Origin of the sequence: Flavobacterium cheonhonense, assembly GCF_035671315.1 — a bacterium.
Lineage (GTDB): Bacteria > Bacteroidota > Bacteroidia > Flavobacteriales > Flavobacteriaceae > Flavobacterium > Flavobacterium cheonhonense.
This window is the reverse complement of record NZ_JAXAVY010000001.1, coordinates 936,359-955,854: the sequence shown is the minus strand read 5'-3', so window position 1 is coordinate 955,854 and position 19,496 is coordinate 936,359. Positions and strand designations below refer to the sequence as shown.

Sequence of the window (19,496 nt, the reverse complement as noted above, 5' to 3'; positions counted from 1 at the left end):
GCTAACCGTAGTAGTTATCAGCACTTTAATTTATTTGGCAGAAATCCGAAATTCATGCTATATAAGTACTGAGAATTGTTATATTTGCACGCTATTTTCAATTGAATGAAAAAGATTTTAGTATTATTTTTCGGCTTATTTTTCCAAAATGTAATGACCGCACAAATCAATGAGATTGGTGTTTTTTTGGGAGGCAGTAACTTTGTAGGCGATGTGGGTAAAACCAACTATATCGCTCCTAATGAACCTGCTTTCGGTATCGTTTACAAATGGAATAAAAGTCCGAGACATTCATATAGGTTTTCCTATATGCAATCAACGATAACCGCCAACGATTTAGACTCGGATGTACCGGGCCGAAATTTGAGAGGGTACCGTTTTAAAAACAACATTAAGGAACTGACCGCCGGAATGGAATTCAATTTTTTCGATTTCAACCTGCACGAAGTTTTAAAAAGAAAAATAACACCTTATGTCTTTACAGGGGTTTCCTATTTTGCCTACGACGAGTTGTATGTATTGAATGGACAAACCAAAAAAGACAAGACTGAAAGAACTTTGGCCATCCCGATGATTGTTGGTGTCAAAACCAACATTTTAGATCATTTTGTATTGGGTGTAGAAGTTGGGGCAAGATATACTTTCACTGATAATTTAGATGGAAGTTTGCCCGCAAATGAAAATTTAGCGCCGCTGCAATTCGGCAATATTAATAGCAAAGATTGGTATGTTTTCACCGGTATTACCCTAACGTATACCTTTACTGAAAAACCATGTTATTGCGCAGAATAAAGAATGAATCTAACCGATAAAATAAACAAAGACAATTTACCCAAACACTTAGCCATCATTATGGATGGTAATGGTCGTTGGGCAAAACAGAAAGGTTTAATGCGAGCGTTTGGTCATGAAAACGGCACCAAATCGGTCAGAATAACAGTGGAAACCTGCGCCAAATTAGGCATCGAAAATCTCACCCTATACGCATTTTCAACCGAAAACTGGAACCGACCAAAGCTGGAGGTTGATACTTTAATGCGTTTGTTGATTTCGTCTTTAAAGAAAGAACTCGATACCCTTCAAAAAAACAACATTCGTTTAAATTGCATTGGAAATATTACAATGTTGCCCGACAGTGCCAAAAAAGAACTTTTGGCTGTAATGGAAAAAACGAAAAACAATACTCGAATGACCTTAACATTAGCCCTGAGCTATGGTTCTCGCGAGGAATTGTTAAATGCTGTTAAAACCATCTGTGATAAAGTTAAAAATAATATAATTTCAATTGATGCGCTTGATGAATCAATTATTAATCAGCATCTTTACACGCACAATCTGCCCGATGTGGATTTGGTAATACGAACCAGCGGCGAACACAGAATCAGTAATTTCCTGCTCTGGCAAATCGCTTACGCTGAATTTTATTTCACCGATGTACTCTGGCCCGATTTTAAAGAAGACGATTTATATGAAGCCATCATTAGCTATCAAAAAAGAGAAAGAAGATTTGGAAAAACAAGTGAACAAATTAAATAATATTTCAGTGCATATCAATACATTAAAAACAATTCTGACGCTGTGTTTTTTCGGAACTGTTTTTCAACTACACGCCCAAGACAGAATCCCATTTGATCAAGGAAAGAAATACATATTAGCCGATGTAACGGTAACAGGTAAAATCAGTTACAACCAACAAACTGTTGTGACTTTCTCCGGCTTGGAAAAAGGGCAACAAATCACTGTACCCGGAGAACAAATTAGTAATGCCATCAAGAAACTGGGGAAATTAGGTTTGTTCAGCGACATCGATTTTTACATCAATAAAACAGAAGGCGACAGTATTTGGCTTGACTTAAACATTGCCGAACTTCCCAAATTAAGCGATGTTAAGATTCAAGGAGTCAAAAAATCCAAAGTTGAAGATTTAATCAAAGAAAACAGTTTAACCAAGGGGAAAATTGTGAATGAAAACCTCATTACCACTACCAAAAACTACTTGGAAAACAAATACAAAAAAGACGGTTATTTCAACACCAAAGTATTCATCACTACCACACCGGATACCACTGAAGGAAACCAAGTAAAAATGTTGGTGAATATTGACAAAGGCGACAAACTGAAAATCTCTAAAATCAGGTTTGACGGCAACGAGAAATTCTCAGATAAAAAGCTGAGAAGTGCCATGAAAAACACCAAGCAAATCAATCCGATTCGCATTTTCAAAGCCTCTAAATTCATCAAAGACAAATACCAAGAAGACTTAACATCTATCGTGGCCAAATACAAAGAAAAAGGATACCGCGATGCTCGAGTGGTAACCGACTCCGTTTTCTTGAACGCTAAAAAAACCAAGTTAGCCATTAATGTTAAAGTGGAAGAAGGTAGAAAATATTATTTCGGAAACATCAAGTTTTTGGGGAATTCTGTTTACTCTGACCAATTGTTAGGTCGCGTTTTGGGTATTAAAAAAGGAGAAACCTACAATGGTGTTTTATTGGAAAAAAGAATTGCCGATAAAACCAAACCGGATAGTGAAGACCTAACCAATTTATACCAAAACAATGGTTATTTGTTCTCTAACATCAATGCGGTAGAGGTTAAAACAGCGAATGATACCATCGATTTTGAAATCAGAGTTACCGAAGGACCTGTGGCCTACTTTAACAACATTACCGTAGTAGGAAACGACAAAACCAACGACCGCGTTATTTACCGTGAATTAAGAACCAAACCGGGACAAAAATACAGCAAAGAAGACCTCGTAAGAACCATCCGTGAGATTGGACAATTAGGTTTCTTTGATCCGGAAGCTATCGATCCTAAATTTAAAAATGTGGATCCTGCAGCTGGTACGGTGGACATCGAATACAACGTAGTGGAAAAAGGTTCCAGCCAAATTGAATTGCAAGGTGGTTACGGCGGTGGCGGATTCATCGGAACTTTAGGGCTTTCGTTCAATAACTTCTCTGCCCGTAACATGTTCAAAAAAGAAGCTTATAAACCGCTTCCTATGGGTGACGGACAAAAAGTAGCCTTGCGTTTACAAGCGAGCTCCTTCTTCCAAACCTACAGTTTATCGTTTTCAGAACCTTGGTTGGGCGGTAAAAAACCGATTCAGTTTTCAACCTCATTATCGCACAGTAAACAGTTCTTGTATACCGGACGTTCTACCAATGTAGACCGCAGTAAAAGTTTTAACATTACCTCGCTTTCTGTGGGTTATGCGAAGAGATTAACAGTGCCGGATGACTTTTTCGTGTTCTCCAACTCGGTGAGTTTTCAATACTACGATTTGAACAATTACAACACCGGACTTTTCACTTTTGGTGATGGCGCTTCTCGTAACCTGGCGTTCACTTTGGGATTAAGCCGTAACAACAAAGGGGTGAATCCAATTTATCCGACTTACGGTTCTGAATTCAGTTTTAGTGCTAAATTCACTTTGCCTTACTCGGCTTTCAACGGAGTTAATTACGGCGACTTACAAAACCAAGAAGCTTATAAATTACGCTACAGAGAAAACGGCGGATTCAACATTACGCCTAATGCGAATGGTGAATTGCCTGCCGCTGGCGACTTCTTGAAAGAAACCACAGAAAATTCCGGAATCTACGAAAAGGTATACAACTATCAAGATGCTTCTGCTGACCAAGGCAGAGTGGATCAGGAAAAATTCAAATGGTTGGAATACTACAAATTAAAATTCAAAGCCGATTGGTATACACGATTAGCCGGTAGCCCATCAAAAGCTTTGGTATTAAGAGCTCTCGGCGAATTCGGATACTTAGGTGCTTACAACAGTGGTAGAGGTTTAGTACCTTTTGAACGTTTCTTCTTAGGAGGTGACGGTTTAGCGAACTTTGCCCTCGACGGTAGAGAGGTTATTCAGTTAAGAGGTTATCCAAACCAATCGTTGTCTAACCAAGACGGAGCAACCGTTTACAATAAATTCTCATTAGAATTGCGTTACCCGTTAACGTTAAAAGCAGCTGCCTCTATTTATGCGTTGACTTTCGTGGAAGCCGGTTCGTCTTTCGACACTTTTAGAGAATACAATCCATTCGTATTACAACGTTCTGCCGGATTTGGTATCCGAATCTTTATGCCGGCCTTTGGATTGTTGGGAATTGATTTTGCTCACGGATTTGATGCTGTACCAGGCTATACACAAAAGAATGGTTGGGAAACACATTTTATCATTGGTCAACAATTTTAATTATATTTGATACATATTTTTAAATCATAACGGCATGAAAAAATATTTTGCAATATCAATATTACTTTTATTCTTCGGCTACAATGCCCTTGCGCAAGGTCGTGGTGTAAAAATCGGCTATATCGACATGGAGTATATTCTACAAAATGTTCCCGACTATACTGAAGCCAAAAATCAATTGGAACAAAAAGCCGAAAAATGGAAGCAAGATATTGAAGCCAAAAAAGTTGAAATTGCAAAATTAAAAGATGCCCTTAGAACAGAAAGAGCTTTACTAACTAAAGAGCTCATAGAAGAGCGCGAAGAGGAAATCAAATTCCAAGAAAACGAACTCATCGAATTCCAACAAAAAAAATTCGGCCCTAATGGCGATTTAATAACCCAAAAAGCCGTTCTAGTAAAACCAATACAAGACCAAGTTTTTACAGCTGTACAAGACATAGCCGAACTCAAAAAATACGATTTCATCTTCGATAAGTCTTCTGATTTGACTATGTTGTTTTCTGCCAAAAGACATGACATTAGCGACCAAGTGATTCGCGCCATTACCCGTGCCGAAAGAAGAGAACAACTTTCTAAAAAAGAACTCAAAGAGCAAGAGAAAAAAGAATACCAAGAAGATGTAGAAGACGAAAATCCGGCCTTAGCAGCCAGAAAAAAAGCCTTGGAAGAGAAAAAAGCAGCTCGCGACAAAATGATGGAAGACAGAAAGTTAGCAGCCGAAGCCAAGAAAAAAGAAGCCGACGATAAAAGAAAAGCCGCTGCCGAAGCGCGTGAAGCTAAAAAAAATGGCACGGTTCCTGCTAGTGACAAATCAACGGACAAACCTGCAGGTGAAACCGCTAAAACAGTGTCAGACAGCACTGCAACAGCTAATCCGAATTCTAAAGAAGCCAAAGCAGCAGCCAGAGCCAAATTAATTGAAGATCGCAAAAAAGCGCTGGAGGACAAAAAGAAAAAAATACTCGAAGACCGAGAAGCGGCTAAAAAAGCCAAAGAAGACAAAAAAACAGAAACGAAAACAGAATAAATAATTAATTAATACTTTTTACAATGAAACGATTGAAATCATTACTAATAGCTACTGTATTGTTTTTAGGAGCAAGTCAAACCATCAATGCGCAAGCTAAAACAGCACACGTAGATGTAAATGAAATTATTTCTAAAATGCCGGCGATGTTAGACGCTCAAAAACAATTAGAAAAATTGAGTGCTACTTACGATGCTGAATACAAAACAATGGCCGAGGAGTACACCAATAAAATGAAAAAATACGAACAAGAAGCCAATACTGTTGGAGATGCTGTTAACCAAACCCGTCAAGCTGAAATGCAAGACTTGGTTAAAAGAATTACTGACTACAGAGACAATGCTCAAAAAGAATTGCAAAAGAAAGAATCAGACTTAGTAAAACCTTTAATGGATAAAATCAAAGCTTCGATCCAAAAAGTAGGAAAAGCTAAAGGTTACCAATACGTATTAAACGTAGCTGATTTATTGTTGGCTGACGGTCCGGACTTAACAGCCGATATCAAAAAAGATTTAGGTTTCTAATATCAAAAAATATTTTTTAAAGCTGCCCATTCCCTTCAGGTTTGGGCAGTTTTTTTTATTTTTGTGTTATGACGAACAACAACCCTATAGGCCTTTTTGATTCCGGTATCGGCGGCACGTCCATTTGGAGCGCAATTCACGATTTACTGCCCAATGAAGACAGCGTCTATTTAGCCGACAGTAAAAATGCGCCTTACGGACAAAAATCAAAAGAGGAAATTATCCATCTGAGTTGTAAAAACACCGAGTTTCTGCTGGAACTGAACTGCAAAATCGTTGTCGTGGCCTGCAATACCGCAACTACCAATGCCATCAAAGAATTAAGAGCCAAATACGATGTACCTTTTATCGGTATAGAACCGGCCATCAAACCTGCAGCGCTCAATTCGCAACAACACGTCATAGGAATCTTAGCTACGCAAGGCACACTCAACAGTGAATTGTTTCACCAAACCGCGCAACAATTTCAAAACACCAAAATTATCGAACAAATCGGTCACGGCCTCGTCCCGCTTATCGAAAACGGTGATATCAATTCACCCGAAATGAATCAGCTATTGCACGATTATCTGAATCCTATGATAGAAGCCAATATCGACTATCTCGTGTTAGGTTGTAGCCATTACCCATACTTGATACCACAAATCAAAAAAATCCTCCCAAATCACATTAAAATCATCGATTCGGGTGAAGCAGTAGCAAGGCAAACCAAAAAAATATTAGTAGAGAATGTGGGCTTAAGTCAGGACACAAAAAAGGGGAAAGCTATCTTCTATACCAATGCCAACTCAAAAGTGCTGAGTGACATCTTAAAACACCAACACGAAGTAATTCAAAAAGATTTTTAGGAGCCAAACTCAAGGCATTCTTTAAATCTTATTCCTGCTGTACGCGTTACCCCGAAGTTTCGGGGCTAACTGCTTCCATCAGGGCTAAACTAAAACTAAAGGCTCCTATTATTCGTCGTCTTTAAACCAACTCGAATACATCACATAGTTATTAGAAATACGTTCAATCTCGCCGGCAAAATCCGATTGGTTGATGTCCTTAACTTTCTTAGCCGGAACACCGGCATAAATGCTCCTGGATTCTACAACCGTGTTTTGTGTTACCACAGCTCCGGCAGCCACAATAGCATTGCTTTCCACCACGCAATTATCCATGACAATCGCACCCATACCAATCAAAACATTGTCGTGAATAGTACAACCGTGCACAATGGCATTGTGTCCGATAGATACATTGTTTCCGATAACCGTGGGATGCTTTTGATACGTACAATGAATAATCGCACCGTCTTGTATGTTAACCTTATTCCCTATTTTGATGAAATGTACATCACCTCTTACCACCGCATTAAACCAAACACTACAAGAACTTCCAAAAGTTACATCACCCACAATAGTGGCATTTTCCGCCACATAACAATCCTCCGGGATTTGAGGATGTTTTCCGTTTACTGATTTGATTACCATATAAAAAAAATAGTCCCGAAATAATCGGGACTTGTATTTAAAATTAATTAATAGCAGGACAGTTACAGTGGTACTTCTCAGGAGAACAGAACAAGTTGATTCCTAAAGTTAACTGGTGAAAACCACCGGAATCAAACTTAACATTACCCAACAAATGAGAGTAAGTGTATGAGAATACATAATTTTTAAAATTCACCCCAATGATAGGCGTTACATATTGCATTTTTTGATCAGAAACGGCATTTCCCTCAACAAACTGAGCACCGTCTAAACTTCTTCTGTACGAAAGGCCACCCCATAACATCCCAAAATCTAATTCTTTGTATGCTTTGATGTTAAAGTCCATTGTTTTTTCTTGGGTTTGTGTCACCAATTGGAACATAAAAGAAGGCTCCCACAAAATGGTTTCAGCATCTCCAAAAGTGTAACCGGCATTCAAGATAAAACGTCTCAAGTTCACAGGCTCGCGGTCTGAATATAATTTTCTGTCACTGGCTAAAGCATTTTTTACAGTAGCGTGTACGTAAAAATCCAAAAAGTTATAAGAAGCTCCAATATCTACGTTAAAGTAAGAAGCTCTTTGAATCGAATTAAAAATTAATGGATCGTAAGAAGGATCGTTTGTATAAAAAGTACTTTGATCTAAACTACTTTGAACAAAACCGGCACTCATCCCAAAAGACAACTGATTCAAATCTACTTTATCTCTTGAAAACATCAAATGATGCGCATAAGTCAACTTCATTCCGGTTTGTGAGTGATACCCGTTTTTGTCATTAAAAACAATGATACCTCCACCCGATCTCTCGCCCAAAGCACCATTAAAACTTAATGTTTGCAAAGCCGGTGCATCTTCTTGTCCGAACCATTGTTGTCTAGCGGTTAGTCTGACTTTGGCACAGTTTGCTGCTCCTGCCATGGAAGGATGCAACAAGTAATAATTGTCCGAAAGATAGTCCGAATAAACCGGTAAACCTTCCTGAGCATTTGAAAGTTGTGATACCAAAAGCACTACTAATAAGTAAAATTTTCTAAAATTCATTGTAACTATCTTTTTAATGAGAAATGGGCCTTAAATTGTTTCATAGTTCCTTGCTCAGGATAATCCACTGTAAACCAGTAATCCGTAGCCGGTAATAATTGTCCGTTATAGGTTCCGTCCCAACCATCACCTGCAGCACTAATCTGTTTTATTAGTTTTCCGAAGCGGTCAAATATATAAATTTTTGTTGTATTGGCATAATTAAATAATCCGGTTACATTCCATTTATCATGGAAACCATCACCGTTTGGTGTAAAGTATCTCGGGTAATCTATCACTTGTACATTCTCGATTGAAACCACACCACAAGAATAGCCATCCGGACTTCTAACATCCCATACATAAATCGTATGACTGCCCAATGATACGTTTTCAAACACATTGCTGGCTTGTCTTGGTCCATCGTCTAAACTGTATTCGTAGATGCCGTAACCGTCGTTGGTTACCGTGATGATTTGGTTTTCTTCAAAAGCATTGGTCACCGTATACGTAATGTTAGCTGCCGAACCTGAACGAACCACTTCAAAGGTTGATGCGGCTGTTATAACAGACACACAGCCCAATAGTGGTGGATTAACACTCACAGCCTCTACCGTGTAAGTCACGCTATCCGCATTGATATCCGTTACCGGATACGTTGCTGAGTTGGCTCCCGGAATCAAGTTGCCGTCAGCATACCAGTTAAAGGTATAGTTCGGTGCCGTGATACCGCTGTCTAAGATTAAGTTGTTGTTCACTGCCGTTTGGTTCCAATTCACACAAGCGATATTGCTGCCCGTGTTGCTGGTAATTACCGGCTCGGCCAATTTCTCTATCACTACATCAAAAGAATCCAATTGGTAACAACCCGTTACCGTATTGGTTACTCTTATCCAATATGTACCGGTTTGTACTTGGTAAGTATCTAAGTTGGTCAGCGCGTTGGCTGAGTTGCCTGCTTCGGCATCCGCCTGACTGTTATAATAGAACTCTACTATGAATGTCGGTGCCGTTTGCGCTGCTCCTAAAATATCATCCACATAACCCGCTAAGCTTGGTTGCGCATTGGTTGGGTTTTGCGTGTACAACATCAAGCCGTCGTTCACCCCATCGTAATCACACTCCAACATATCAGCCATTACAATGTTGATCGTTGGTTTCGGATTCACCAAGATATTGAACTGTCCTACTACACTGCGACACGTGGTAGCATCATTAGTGATTTGAACATAAATCGTTTGCGGATTAGTAAGATTGGTATAGGTACTTGCATTGTTGATTGGAATGGTCAACGCGGCATCTTCATAGAATCTTACCGTGTATGTTGGTGGTGTTGGGTTGTTGGCCATCAAGGCGGTGATTTGACTGGTTAAGTCGAATACCTCAAAGCCGTCATTTACTCCCGATGGATCTGCCTCACAGATTTGGTAATCAGCAATAGCAGCTACTGTTGGTAAAGGATTCACCGTGAGTGGTTGCTCTACTAGTACATAACAGTTATTCCCTAAATAATCCACACGGTTATTCTCTACTCTAATCCATACGCTTTGCTCATTCGGATCAACATCACCTACTAAAGCATTGGTTGGGCTTAGAATTGGGTTAACTTGGTTAATCGCATCCGCTTGGCTGTTGTAATACTCCAATGTTAAGTTAGGGTCGTTGTTTAAGATGTAAGCCGCATTCACCGTTAAGTTAAAGTACTCCAACATATCGCCAGGGTTGTTGTAATCACACTGTACACCCAAACTCGGTGGATTGGTGTTTGGTGTTGGAATTGGCAGTACCCTGATGTCTAAAGTTGTTACACTGTAACAACCCGCGGCACTCGTTACACGTACCCCTAAGGTTTGAACTGCCGGTTGAGTGTTAGTATAGTTGGTAAAATCGGCAATGTCACTCGCTCCTCCAACTTGTGCCAAAGCATACGTTGAATAGTAAGTCACAGTATAGCCTGATAATCCTTGGGTAATCATCACATCTCTCACTGTCAAATCAAAACTGTGGAATTGGTTATTCGGATTAGCATCGTCGTCACAAACACTAAGCGGTGTTGGCGTGGTTAACAACAATGGAATATTGATGATAACATCAAACGATCCGATGTTGTAGCAACCCGTGTTGTTGTCTTCTACTCTAACCCAAATTTTTTGACTTGTGGTCACATAATTTGTAGCCGGAATAATTGGTGATGTACCTTGCTGCGCTGCCGTTGAACTCGTGTAATAAGTCACCGTATAATTGCTTGCTGCTAAAGGTTGTTGGGCCAAAACATCAGCTGTACGAACCGTTAAATCAACGCCTGTTACTGCATTTTGGGTATTGTTGTCTTGGTCACAAACTTCGATATTATCCAAATTAATCGGAGCAATCGGACTCGGATTCACGCGTAAAACTATAGGCATTACCGTTACACAGCCGGTGTTAGGGTCAACTGCTCTAACGTAAAGCGTTTGGGTAAAGGCATACAAGTTATCATACAACACTGTAGTATCGATGGCTGAGCTACCCGTTTCTGCATCGGTAAACGTTTCGTGATAGGTAATAATGTATGGAGCGCCTTGTAATATATCTGTTGTTAAGGTATTCAAATCAAATCCGGCAAAACCATCCTGATTGTCATCGCAAATGGTGTAAGGTTGTGTTGGCGGTATAGGCGTTGGTAGCGGCACTACTCTAATGTCCATCGTTGAGATTACATAACAACCTGTAACGCTGTTGGTGATACGAATACCCAAGGTTTGTACATAAATGTCTTGGTTTTGGTATTGTAAGGTGGTAATCTCATTGGTGTTGTTTTGCGCATCATTCAAACTCGGATAGAAGCTTACTGCCATACCGGTTTGACCTAATAAGATGTTATCTACTTGGTCGGCTAAGTTAAACACTTCAAAACCTACTGCGCCGTTGTAATCACACAAAGTGTATTGCGGATAGTTCGGCTGGGTTGCGTTTGGTAGCGGATTAACGATTAAGTCTAAAGTAACTATATCAAAACATCCGGTATTGTTGTTCTCTACTCTAACATACAATGTTGTAGTAGCCGTTACATAGCCGATGATGTTTCCGATAGCACCAATATCACCTTGAGCATCTCCCAAACTGGTGTGGAAGGTTACCGTATGAGTCGACGGGTCGATACTACCCAAAATTTGCGGTACAGTAGTAGTCAAATCAAAACTCTCAAAGCCTACGGCTCCGGTGTAGTCACACAACTCGTAATCATCAGGCTCTGTAGCTTCAGGAGTTGGATCTACAATTAATTCCAATTCCACATAATTGGCACAGCCCGTTAAAGTATAGAATACTCTAACATATATCGTTTGGTTCCAATCGTTGATGTTTTCATAAGGGCTCGTTAACGGGTTCCCGCCTATCAAAGCATCTGTCGGTGTTTCGTGGTAAGTAACCGAAACCCCGGTTTGAGCGGAACCGCCTTGGATAGCCAAAGTAGCGTCTTCTAAATTAAATACACCAAAGCCATCGTTGTTCGGATCACAATAATGAAGTGCCGGCGGGGTCAAGGCCAATGGCCCTTGGGTAACTCTTAATAATTGGGTGGTAATGGAGAAACAACCTGTAGTGATGTTTTCTATTCTGATGTAAACCGTTTCATTGTCGGTACCTAAATAAGACAGTGCATCCAAAGCGCCTAATTCATTTTGAGCTTCTGCCAAAGAATTGTGATACGTAACCACAACACCTCCTGCACCTCCGGTTGATACAGATTCATTAACCGTTAAATCAAAAATAGCTTGGTTGGAAACACCATTACTACATTGGAAAATAGGATCAGGCGTAACAGCAACCGGTAATGGATTTACAACCAAGAAGAATGAACTGATAGAGTTACATCCTGTAACCGTATTGGTAATAACAATCCAAATCTCTTGTGGGCTACCTGTATTAGGATATAAGTTTGGTAACGCTCCGGTTTGGGTTTGTGCATCAGACAAACTCTCATAATAAGCAATACTTACATTACCTTGACCGTTGGCTATCTCTGCATCTTTACTGTTTAACGTAAATATTTCCACGCCATCACCCGGATTAGTATAATCACACAATTCGTAATTGCTGATAACCGGATTGGCCAATGGCAACGGATTAACAATCAAATTGAAAGTGGTAGTGCTAAAACAGGCTGGTGATCCATTGTTGTAGGCTCTTACATAAATCGTTTGTAAGCCCGGATCGATATTACAATAAGGACTCGCTATCGCAGATCCACTAGTGGATGTCTCGAAAAACTCAACAGTAATGTTTGGATCGCCTCCCGTAATTTCAGCGATTTTTGTACTCAAATCAAAACCGCAATAAAATCCATCGTTGTTGTAACTGTCATCACAAACTACATAATCCGTAGGCGTGTTTATCGTTGGAGCCGAATTAATCGTAACCGTTGCCGAACCCGTTTGGGTTTGGGAACAACCGGTTGCAGGATTGAGAACACTAATTAAATTGCAAGTGGATGGTGCTGTAACCGGCGCTGTAGCAACCGACGCAGTACCGGCAGCATTCAAAGTTACGGTTTGAGCCGAATTAGAATCTATACTATAAGTAACCTCAGCATTAGGTGTTCCGGAAAAAGTAATCACAGCAGTCTCATTTAAACAAACTGCCGCAGGCGATATTGACACTGAAGCCGTTGGCAACGGATTAACCACTAACTGGAAAGAAGTAGTTCCAAAACTAGTAGGATCGGCATTATCTTCCAATCTTACATAAATCGTTTGTCCGTTGACTCCGGTGAAAGCATTTGCCGGAATTATTGGACTAACCCCTGCATCAGCAGCAGACTGACTGGTATAATAAGTCACCGTGTAATCAGCGGCCGGATAATTTGTTCCTAAAACTATTGGGGTTTGTGGCGTAAGATTAAAAATTGCCGAGCCACTTCCAAAGCTACTCTCACAACTCACTAAATTAGGTGGTGTTTGCGGTATCGGACCGGTAGCACACAAAGCCGTATCAATTTGCAATGGGAATTGTGTAATTACAATACATCCTGTGTTATCATCTTCCACAGCTACATAAATGATTTCACCATCTGTTCCGTTATAGTTCGTTACATTAGAAATCGGCGATGCTAACTGTTGAGCCTCCGCTAAAGAGTGATGATAAGTCAATGTATTACTCAACCCATTCAAAATGACTGATGCATTTTGGGTAAGATCGAAAGGAGCTTCACATTGAACAAGTGGGGTTGGCGTACCAACAGACAAAGAAGGAATGTATTCTATTAACATACAATCGGTTTGTTCACAACCTCCTGGATAGGTTATAGTAACACAATAATTCCCTTCATCAGTAATAGTGTAGGTATTAGAAATAGCTCCCGGTATCACATCACTACCTATAGTCCACTCATAAGTGGCTCCAAAAATTGGAGAAGGTCCTGCTTGAATCGTAACTGTTTCCGAACCACATACCGCATTTGGACCTGAAAGATCAGGCAAACCATCAAACTGCCCGGTTCCTACAATATCTGCAGTTCCAATATCAAAACTTCCCGCTCCAAGAAAAACCGCAGAATCGTAAGAAGTATCATTCCTATCGGCAATGACCAACTTAATGTGATAAACGTTATTCGGGATTACCGCTGAAGTGGCTGTCATTAGAACAGTTTCACCATTAAAATTAGTAGCCGCAGTTGCAGCATTCGCACCTCCATTATACGCCCCAAAATAGGCTGGGTTTTCAGAAGTACAAGAATTATTATTGGCATCATCCCTAATAGTTACTACAGAAATTGGGGTAGTTGTACTTGGAATTAAAGCTAAATTAACTGGCGCCGTAGCAGCAGTAACATTTGTCAAGAAAAAAGCAAAGGAGTCTGAATAAGAACATTGAAAAGTTCCGTACTCCTCTGAGGCAAACAAAAAGTCAAAACTCATCTGATTGGTCAAAGGCGTAAAATCAAACTCTAAGATAGTAGCATTATTATAATCCGTAAGAAAGGGATCAATCCCTAAGCCTGTAATGTAATTAAACAAGTCATTATCACCTCCCCAAGCATTATTACCATCGCTCAATGTGCTTGTATTGGGCCCCGGTGCGCTCATGGCATTACCGGTACTCAAAATAACACCCGCGTTCAAAGGAAAATTGGGATTGATATTTTGGAAGTACGCAATTCCATTGGACGAGCCAAAACCAGGCCCGCTGCTGGATCCGCTTCCAGTACTCCAGGTAATATTAGAAATGGTTCCGACACAAGAAGAATTAGGACCGTTGCTTCCAAACAGAACATCCTGAACCAACTGCGGCACAGTATAAGTGGTATTGTTAACAGTAATGGGCTGTGAAAACGAATCTATAGAAACCAATAAAAAGAAAAAAATAAGTAGAGCTCTTTTCATGCGTGACGGGATTTTAAGACAAAAAATTAATTAAGTCTCACAAATGTTAATAATTGTTTAATTGTCCAAATATAAGTATTCATAGAAAATAACTTTGTTAAATTTGCAGAAAAATAAACTACTCTCATGAAAATCACCATAAAAGAAACCCAAAACCCAACGATAATCAAATTTGAATTCCCGGATTTCATTACACAGAATGAAAACTTTGAATTCAAAAACATCGACGAAGCCAAAAATTCGCCTCTGGCCCAAAAATTATTCTACTTGCCATTTGTAAAAACTGTTTATATCTCCGGCAATTTTGTTGCAGTAGAACGCTTTAGTATCGTAGAATGGGCTGATGTACAAGACGACGTGGCAGAACAAATTGAAGAATTCATTCAAAACGGCGGTGTCATTGTGTTGCCCTCAGAACAAAAAGCCAAAAAACAACCCATAACGGTTTACGGCGAGACGACGCCCAATCCGGCTTCGTTAAAATTTGTAGTCAACAAAGCACTCACCAAGAACATGGTCGAGTTCAAAAACATCGACGAAGCCAAACCATCTCCACTTGCCCAAGCGCTTTTCAAATTCCACTTTGTTAAAGAAGTTTTTATCACCGAAAACTACATTTCTGTCACCAAATACGATAGTGTTTCTTGGGACGAAATTACCCTGGAACTCCGCACTTTTATCAAAGAATATCTGGAAAACGGCGGTATCGTTTTAGACGAAACTTTAATCGCCGATGACGTCAAACAAGAGAAACAACAAATCAAAAATTTTGACCAACTCGACGTCACTTCCCAACAAATCATAAACATTCTAGAAGAATACGTAAAACCGGCGGTGGCTGCCGATGGCGGTAACATTTTATTCGACTCTTACGACGAAAATCAAAAAAGAGTAAAAGTAGTGCTTCAAGGTTCATGCAACGGCTGTCCTTCTTCGACTTTCACCCTGAAAAACGGCATCGAAAACATGCTGAAAGACATGCTCAACGACAAAGACATCGTCGTAGAAGCTTTGAACGGCTAACTATTTCAAAATAAAAACATACCTTTAAGCGTCATCAATTATGGCGCTTTTTTTTAATTTTTTAAGGAGCTATTTCCGGCTTTCCGCAGTATCTTTTTTTACAACCAACTTCACATACGAGACATTCAGTCAAAAAAAAGGATACTTGCTCCAATCCGGGCTAAAACACATTTATGAACGAGCTATATTTAGAAACCAGTCCGTATTTATTACAACACGCCAACAATCCCGTACATTGGAAAGCTTGGAATGCCAAAACTTTGTCGCAAGCCCAAACAGAAAATAAACTCATGCTAATCAGCATTGGTTACTCAGCTTGTCATTGGTGCCACGTAATGGAACACGAAAGTTTTGAAGACGAAGAAGTAGCAGCAGTCATGAACGCGCATTTTATCAACATCAAAATCGACCGCGAAGAACGTCCCGACATTGATGCTGTGTACATGAAAGCCGTTCAAGTAATGACCGGACGTGGCGGCTGGCCTATGAATGTAGTGGCCTTACCCGATGGCAGACCGATTTGGGGCGGCACCTATTTTCGAAAAAATGATTGGATTAACGCACTCGAAAAACTCCAGGAAATTTACACCCAAAATCCGGAAACCATCTACGACTACGCACAACAATTGCACGAAGGTTTACAAACCATCAGCATCGTTCCAAAGTCTGAAAACAGCAGCGACTTTGATTTCACCATTTTAGAAAGACTACTGGAAAAATGGCAAAAAAGTTTTGATTGGGACTTCGGCGGCATGGCGAGAGCGCCCAAATTCATGATGCCAACTAACTACGAATTCCTACTCAACTACGGACACCAAACCCAAAACCAAGAACTATTAAAATTTGTCGATTTAACCTTAACCAAAATGGCGTACGGCGGTTTGTTCGATACGGTTGATGGCGGTTTTTCCAGGTATTCAGTCGATTTAAAATGGCACGTGCCGCATTTCGAAAAAATGTTGTACGACAACGGACAATTGGTTTCGCTTTATGCCAATGCCTACAAACTAACCCAAAACCCTCTGTACAAAGAAGTCATCGAAAAAACGCTGAACTTTGTGGAAAAAGAATGGCTCACCGAGGAAGGTAGTTTTTATGCCGCTCTGGATGCCGACAGTTTAAACGCCGATAATCTTCTGGAAGAAGGTGCTTTTTATGTTTGGACTTCGGAACAATTGCAACAAATTTTAGGTGCAGATTTCGACTTGTTTGCTCAAGTATTCAACATCAACGAATTCGGACATTGGGAACACGGGAATTATGTGTTGATTCAAAATCAACCGTTGACAGCCATTGCCGAAAAACACAATATAACTATCGAATTCTTGGTTGAAAAGAAAAAAAACTGGGAAGCCCAACTCTACGCAATCCGAGAAAACCGAAGCAAACCACGCTTGGACGACAAATGCCTTACCTCATGGAATGCCATCATGCTCAAAGGTTTTGTAGAAGCTTACAAAGCCACCGGCAATAGTCGCTACTCAGACATCGCCATAAAAAACGGGCAATTTATCATTCAAAAAATGTGGAGTCCGGAAGGTCATTTGTACCGAACTTACAAAATCGGCACTCGAGGCGAAGCCGAACAGAGCGAAGCTAAAGCCACCATTAACGCCTATTTAGAAGATTATGCCCATGTCATTGCGGCCTTCATTTCGCTTTACGAAATTACCTTAAACGAGCAATGGCTAACGTATGCCAAACAACTGACGGATTATACTTTTGACCATTTTTACAGTAACGAAGCAGAGTTCTTTTCGTTTACCTCACATTTGGACAAGGCTTTAGTCACACCGCATTTTGAAGTAGAAGACAATGTGATTCCGGCCGCCAATTCGGTTATGGCAAATAATTTATTCCGTTTGAGTATTTATTTCAACCACTCGTATTACGAAAAAGTAGCCCAACAAATGCTGCAACACATCCTGCCAACTATCGATTATCCTTCGGCTTTTTCCAATTGGCTGAACTTGCTGTTGCACTTTTCCGAATCGCAAAACGAGTTGGCTATTTGCAGCGCAGAAGCTTCCGATTATCTGAAAAAACTCAACAGTTGGTATACTCCGAATTTGATTGTGGCCGGAACCGACAAAGCTTCGGAATTGCCTTTTTTAGCGAATCGATTTGTAAAAGACCAAACCTTATTTTATTGGTGTCAAAACAAAACTTGTGATTTGCCGGAAACCGAATTTGAAAAAATCAGTGCAAGAATCCGGTCTTAATTGATGAGTTTTGTTCCAATTTTTGACTTGGATTTTTAACCTTTCGTTTGATTTTTAAATTTTCAAAAAAACTATTTTTGCCAACAAGATTAGGCAACAATACTTTAGTAATATCTAACCAATGCAAAAACAAGAATTACAATACATCCATTCCTTTGCCGAATATGTAGATCGGTTTATCAAACTATTAATTGATTATTCTCCCAAGATGATTTCGGCCTTGGTCATCCTCTTTTTGGGATTGTATGCCATTCGCGTCATCAACCGCTTGGTGAAGAAAATCATGTTGAAAAGAGAACTCGACCCAACACTGTCGAAGTTTTTAGCCGATAGTTTACTTTGGGCGTTACGCGTGTTGTTGTTTATTAGTGTTATTTCAAAATTGGGTATTGAAACCTCTTCTTTTGTAGCCATTTTGGGAGCGGCAGGTTTGGCCATTGGTTTATCATTACAAGGTTCGCTGTCCAACTTTGCCGGCGGCATGTTAATTATATTGTTTAAACCTTTTCGCGTGGGCGATACTATCGAAGCACAAGGCGTAATTGGAACCGTCTTGGAAATTCAGATTTTTGTGACCAAACTCATCACAGGGAACAACCAAACGATTTTTATTCCAAACGGGATTTTGTCTAACAATGTCATTATTAACTATTCGATGCAAGGCAATCGCAGAGCGGATTTGATTTTTTCACTTTCTTACGACACCAATATTAAAGTGGCAAAAGACATCGTAATGCAAGTCATGCAAAATCACCCTAAGGTATTGAAAAATCCGGCGCCGACGGTTGTAGTTAGAGATTTAACCGATTCAGCCATCCATTTATCCATTAAACCTTGGGCTAAAAATATTGATTTTAGCGAAATGAGTTCTGATATTTTAGAACAATGTAAAGAGGCTTTTGACTCGGCCGGCATTGTAATCCAACCGTTTGTTCGAGAAGCTTCGAAAGGATAATTATTTAGGATTCAGCATAAAATCTTTCAAGTAAAACGGCTCGAAATACGCTACGTCTTCAAATTCCTTTTGTTCAAACTTAACAAAACTCAAAGCACTCATGGCTTTAGCAGACGGAAATTTGTGTTCCGATAAAAACACAAAGTTCGGCTTAGTAAGCACTGTTTGACATTTCTCTTGACAATCGCCTACGATATAAATAGTCTCGGTAACGTCCGAATAACTTTTTTCGGTTAAAATTTCAGCCTGAACATCTTTAATTTTTTGATGATTTTGATCGAATACTGCACTGTACACTTCCATTCTGCGCGCATCAATCATTGGAACAATCCAACCATCGTTTTGCGTCACAGTTTCCGCTAAAACAGCCAAAGTATCCACCGAAATCAACGGAATGCCCAAAGCATAACACAAGCCTTTGGCGGTAGAAACCCCAATGCGCAAACCTGTATAAGAACCCGGTCCTTTGCTCACGGCAACGGCATGCAAGTCTTTTATATTAAGCCGGCTTTCTTTGATAATTTCTTCGATAAAAACATGTAATTTTTCAGCATGAGAATAGCCTTCTTCGGCAATTTCCTTGCACAAAATGGTTTCACCGTTTAGAGCCAAAGACACCGAACAGTTTTTGGTGGCCGTTTCGATGTTCAGTATATAGTTCAAAGTCA

General features: G+C 39.9%; 13 protein-coding genes. 9 read left to right on the top strand and 4 right to left on the bottom strand.

What is annotated here, in order from left to right; translation table 11 throughout:
* The first annotated feature begins 105 nt into the window (after nt 1-105).
* From porG to murI, 6 genes are all read left to right on the top strand, one after another.
* Complete coding sequence (gene porG / locus SK086_RS04160) at nt 106-792, top strand: type IX secretion system protein PorG (RefSeq protein WP_324689999.1); 687 nt, start codon at nt 106-108, stop codon at nt 790-792.
* A gap of 3 nt (nt 793-795) precedes the next feature.
* Entirely contained in the window at nt 796-1,536 is a 741-nt protein-coding gene (locus SK086_RS04155) for an isoprenyl transferase (RefSeq protein ID WP_324689998.1), read from the top strand.
* A complete protein-coding gene (locus SK086_RS04150; protein ID WP_290876544.1) occupies nt 1,469-4,216 on the top strand; it encodes a BamA/OMP85 family outer membrane protein in 2,748 nt (915 codons plus the stop codon). Before SK086_RS04155 ends, SK086_RS04150 begins: the two co-directional genes overlap by 68 nt.
* Nucleotides 4,217-4,250: 34 nt before the next feature.
* A complete protein-coding gene (locus SK086_RS04145) occupies nt 4,251-5,246 on the top strand; it encodes an OmpH family outer membrane protein (RefSeq protein ID WP_324689996.1) in 996 nt (331 codons plus the stop codon).
* 23 nt (nt 5,247-5,269) lie between these two features.
* On the top strand, nt 5,270-5,770 hold the full coding sequence (locus SK086_RS04140; RefSeq protein ID WP_324689995.1) for an OmpH family outer membrane protein: 501 nt from the start codon (nt 5,270-5,272) through the stop codon (nt 5,768-5,770).
* Nucleotides 5,771-5,838: 68 nt separating this feature from the next.
* Nucleotides 5,839-6,618 (top strand): glutamate racemase, encoded by a 780-nt coding sequence (gene murI / locus SK086_RS04135; RefSeq protein WP_324689993.1) that lies wholly within the window; start codon nt 5,839-5,841, stop codon nt 6,616-6,618.
* A gap of 108 nt (nt 6,619-6,726) precedes the next feature.
* Here murI and SK086_RS04130 read toward each other — a convergent pair whose 3' ends face one another.
* Genes SK086_RS04130 through SK086_RS04120 form a run of 3 tightly spaced genes read right to left on the bottom strand, consistent with a single transcriptional unit; the run spans nt 6,727 to nt 14,628 of the window.
* The gene (locus SK086_RS04130; RefSeq protein ID WP_324689992.1) at nt 6,727-7,245 is read right to left on the bottom strand and encodes a gamma carbonic anhydrase family protein; all 519 of its coding nucleotides are present in this window, start codon (nt 7,243-7,245) and stop codon (nt 6,727-6,729) included.
* 43 nt (nt 7,246-7,288) lie between these two features.
* A complete protein-coding gene (locus tag SK086_RS04125) occupies nt 7,289-8,287 on the bottom strand; it encodes a PorP/SprF family type IX secretion system membrane protein (RefSeq protein ID WP_324689991.1) in 999 nt (332 codons plus the stop codon).
* Between the two features lie 5 nt (nt 8,288-8,292).
* A complete protein-coding gene (locus SK086_RS04120; RefSeq protein WP_324689989.1) occupies nt 8,293-14,628 on the bottom strand; it encodes a choice-of-anchor L domain-containing protein in 6,336 nt (2,111 codons plus the stop codon).
* A 126-nt stretch (nt 14,629-14,754) separates the two neighbouring features.
* Between SK086_RS04120 and SK086_RS04115 the strand changes: the two genes are divergently transcribed.
* The 3 genes from SK086_RS04115 (at nt 14,755) to SK086_RS04105 (ending at nt 18,828) form a co-directional block, all read left to right on the top strand.
* Nucleotides 14,755-15,651, top strand: a complete 897-nt coding sequence (locus SK086_RS04115; RefSeq protein ID WP_324689987.1) for a NifU family protein — start codon at nt 14,755-14,757, stop codon at nt 15,649-15,651.
* Between the two features lie 173 nt (nt 15,652-15,824).
* Complete coding sequence (locus tag SK086_RS04110; RefSeq protein WP_324689985.1) at nt 15,825-17,873, top strand: thioredoxin domain-containing protein; 2,049 nt, start codon at nt 15,825-15,827, stop codon at nt 17,871-17,873.
* A 121-nt stretch (nt 17,874-17,994) separates the two neighbouring features.
* Nucleotides 17,995-18,828, top strand: coding sequence for a mechanosensitive ion channel family protein (locus tag SK086_RS04105; RefSeq protein WP_324689983.1), 834 nt, complete (start codon nt 17,995-17,997; stop codon nt 18,826-18,828).
* Here the strand turns inward: SK086_RS04105 and tsaB are convergent, their stop codons facing one another.
* Nucleotides 18,829-19,491 carry a tRNA (adenosine(37)-N6)-threonylcarbamoyltransferase complex dimerization subunit type 1 TsaB gene (tsaB, locus tag SK086_RS04100; protein ID WP_324689981.1) on the bottom strand — a complete coding sequence of 221 codons (663 nt, stop codon included), beginning with the start codon at nt 19,489-19,491 and terminating at the stop codon, nt 18,829-18,831.
* Between the last annotated feature and the right edge of the window lie 5 nt (nt 19,492-19,496).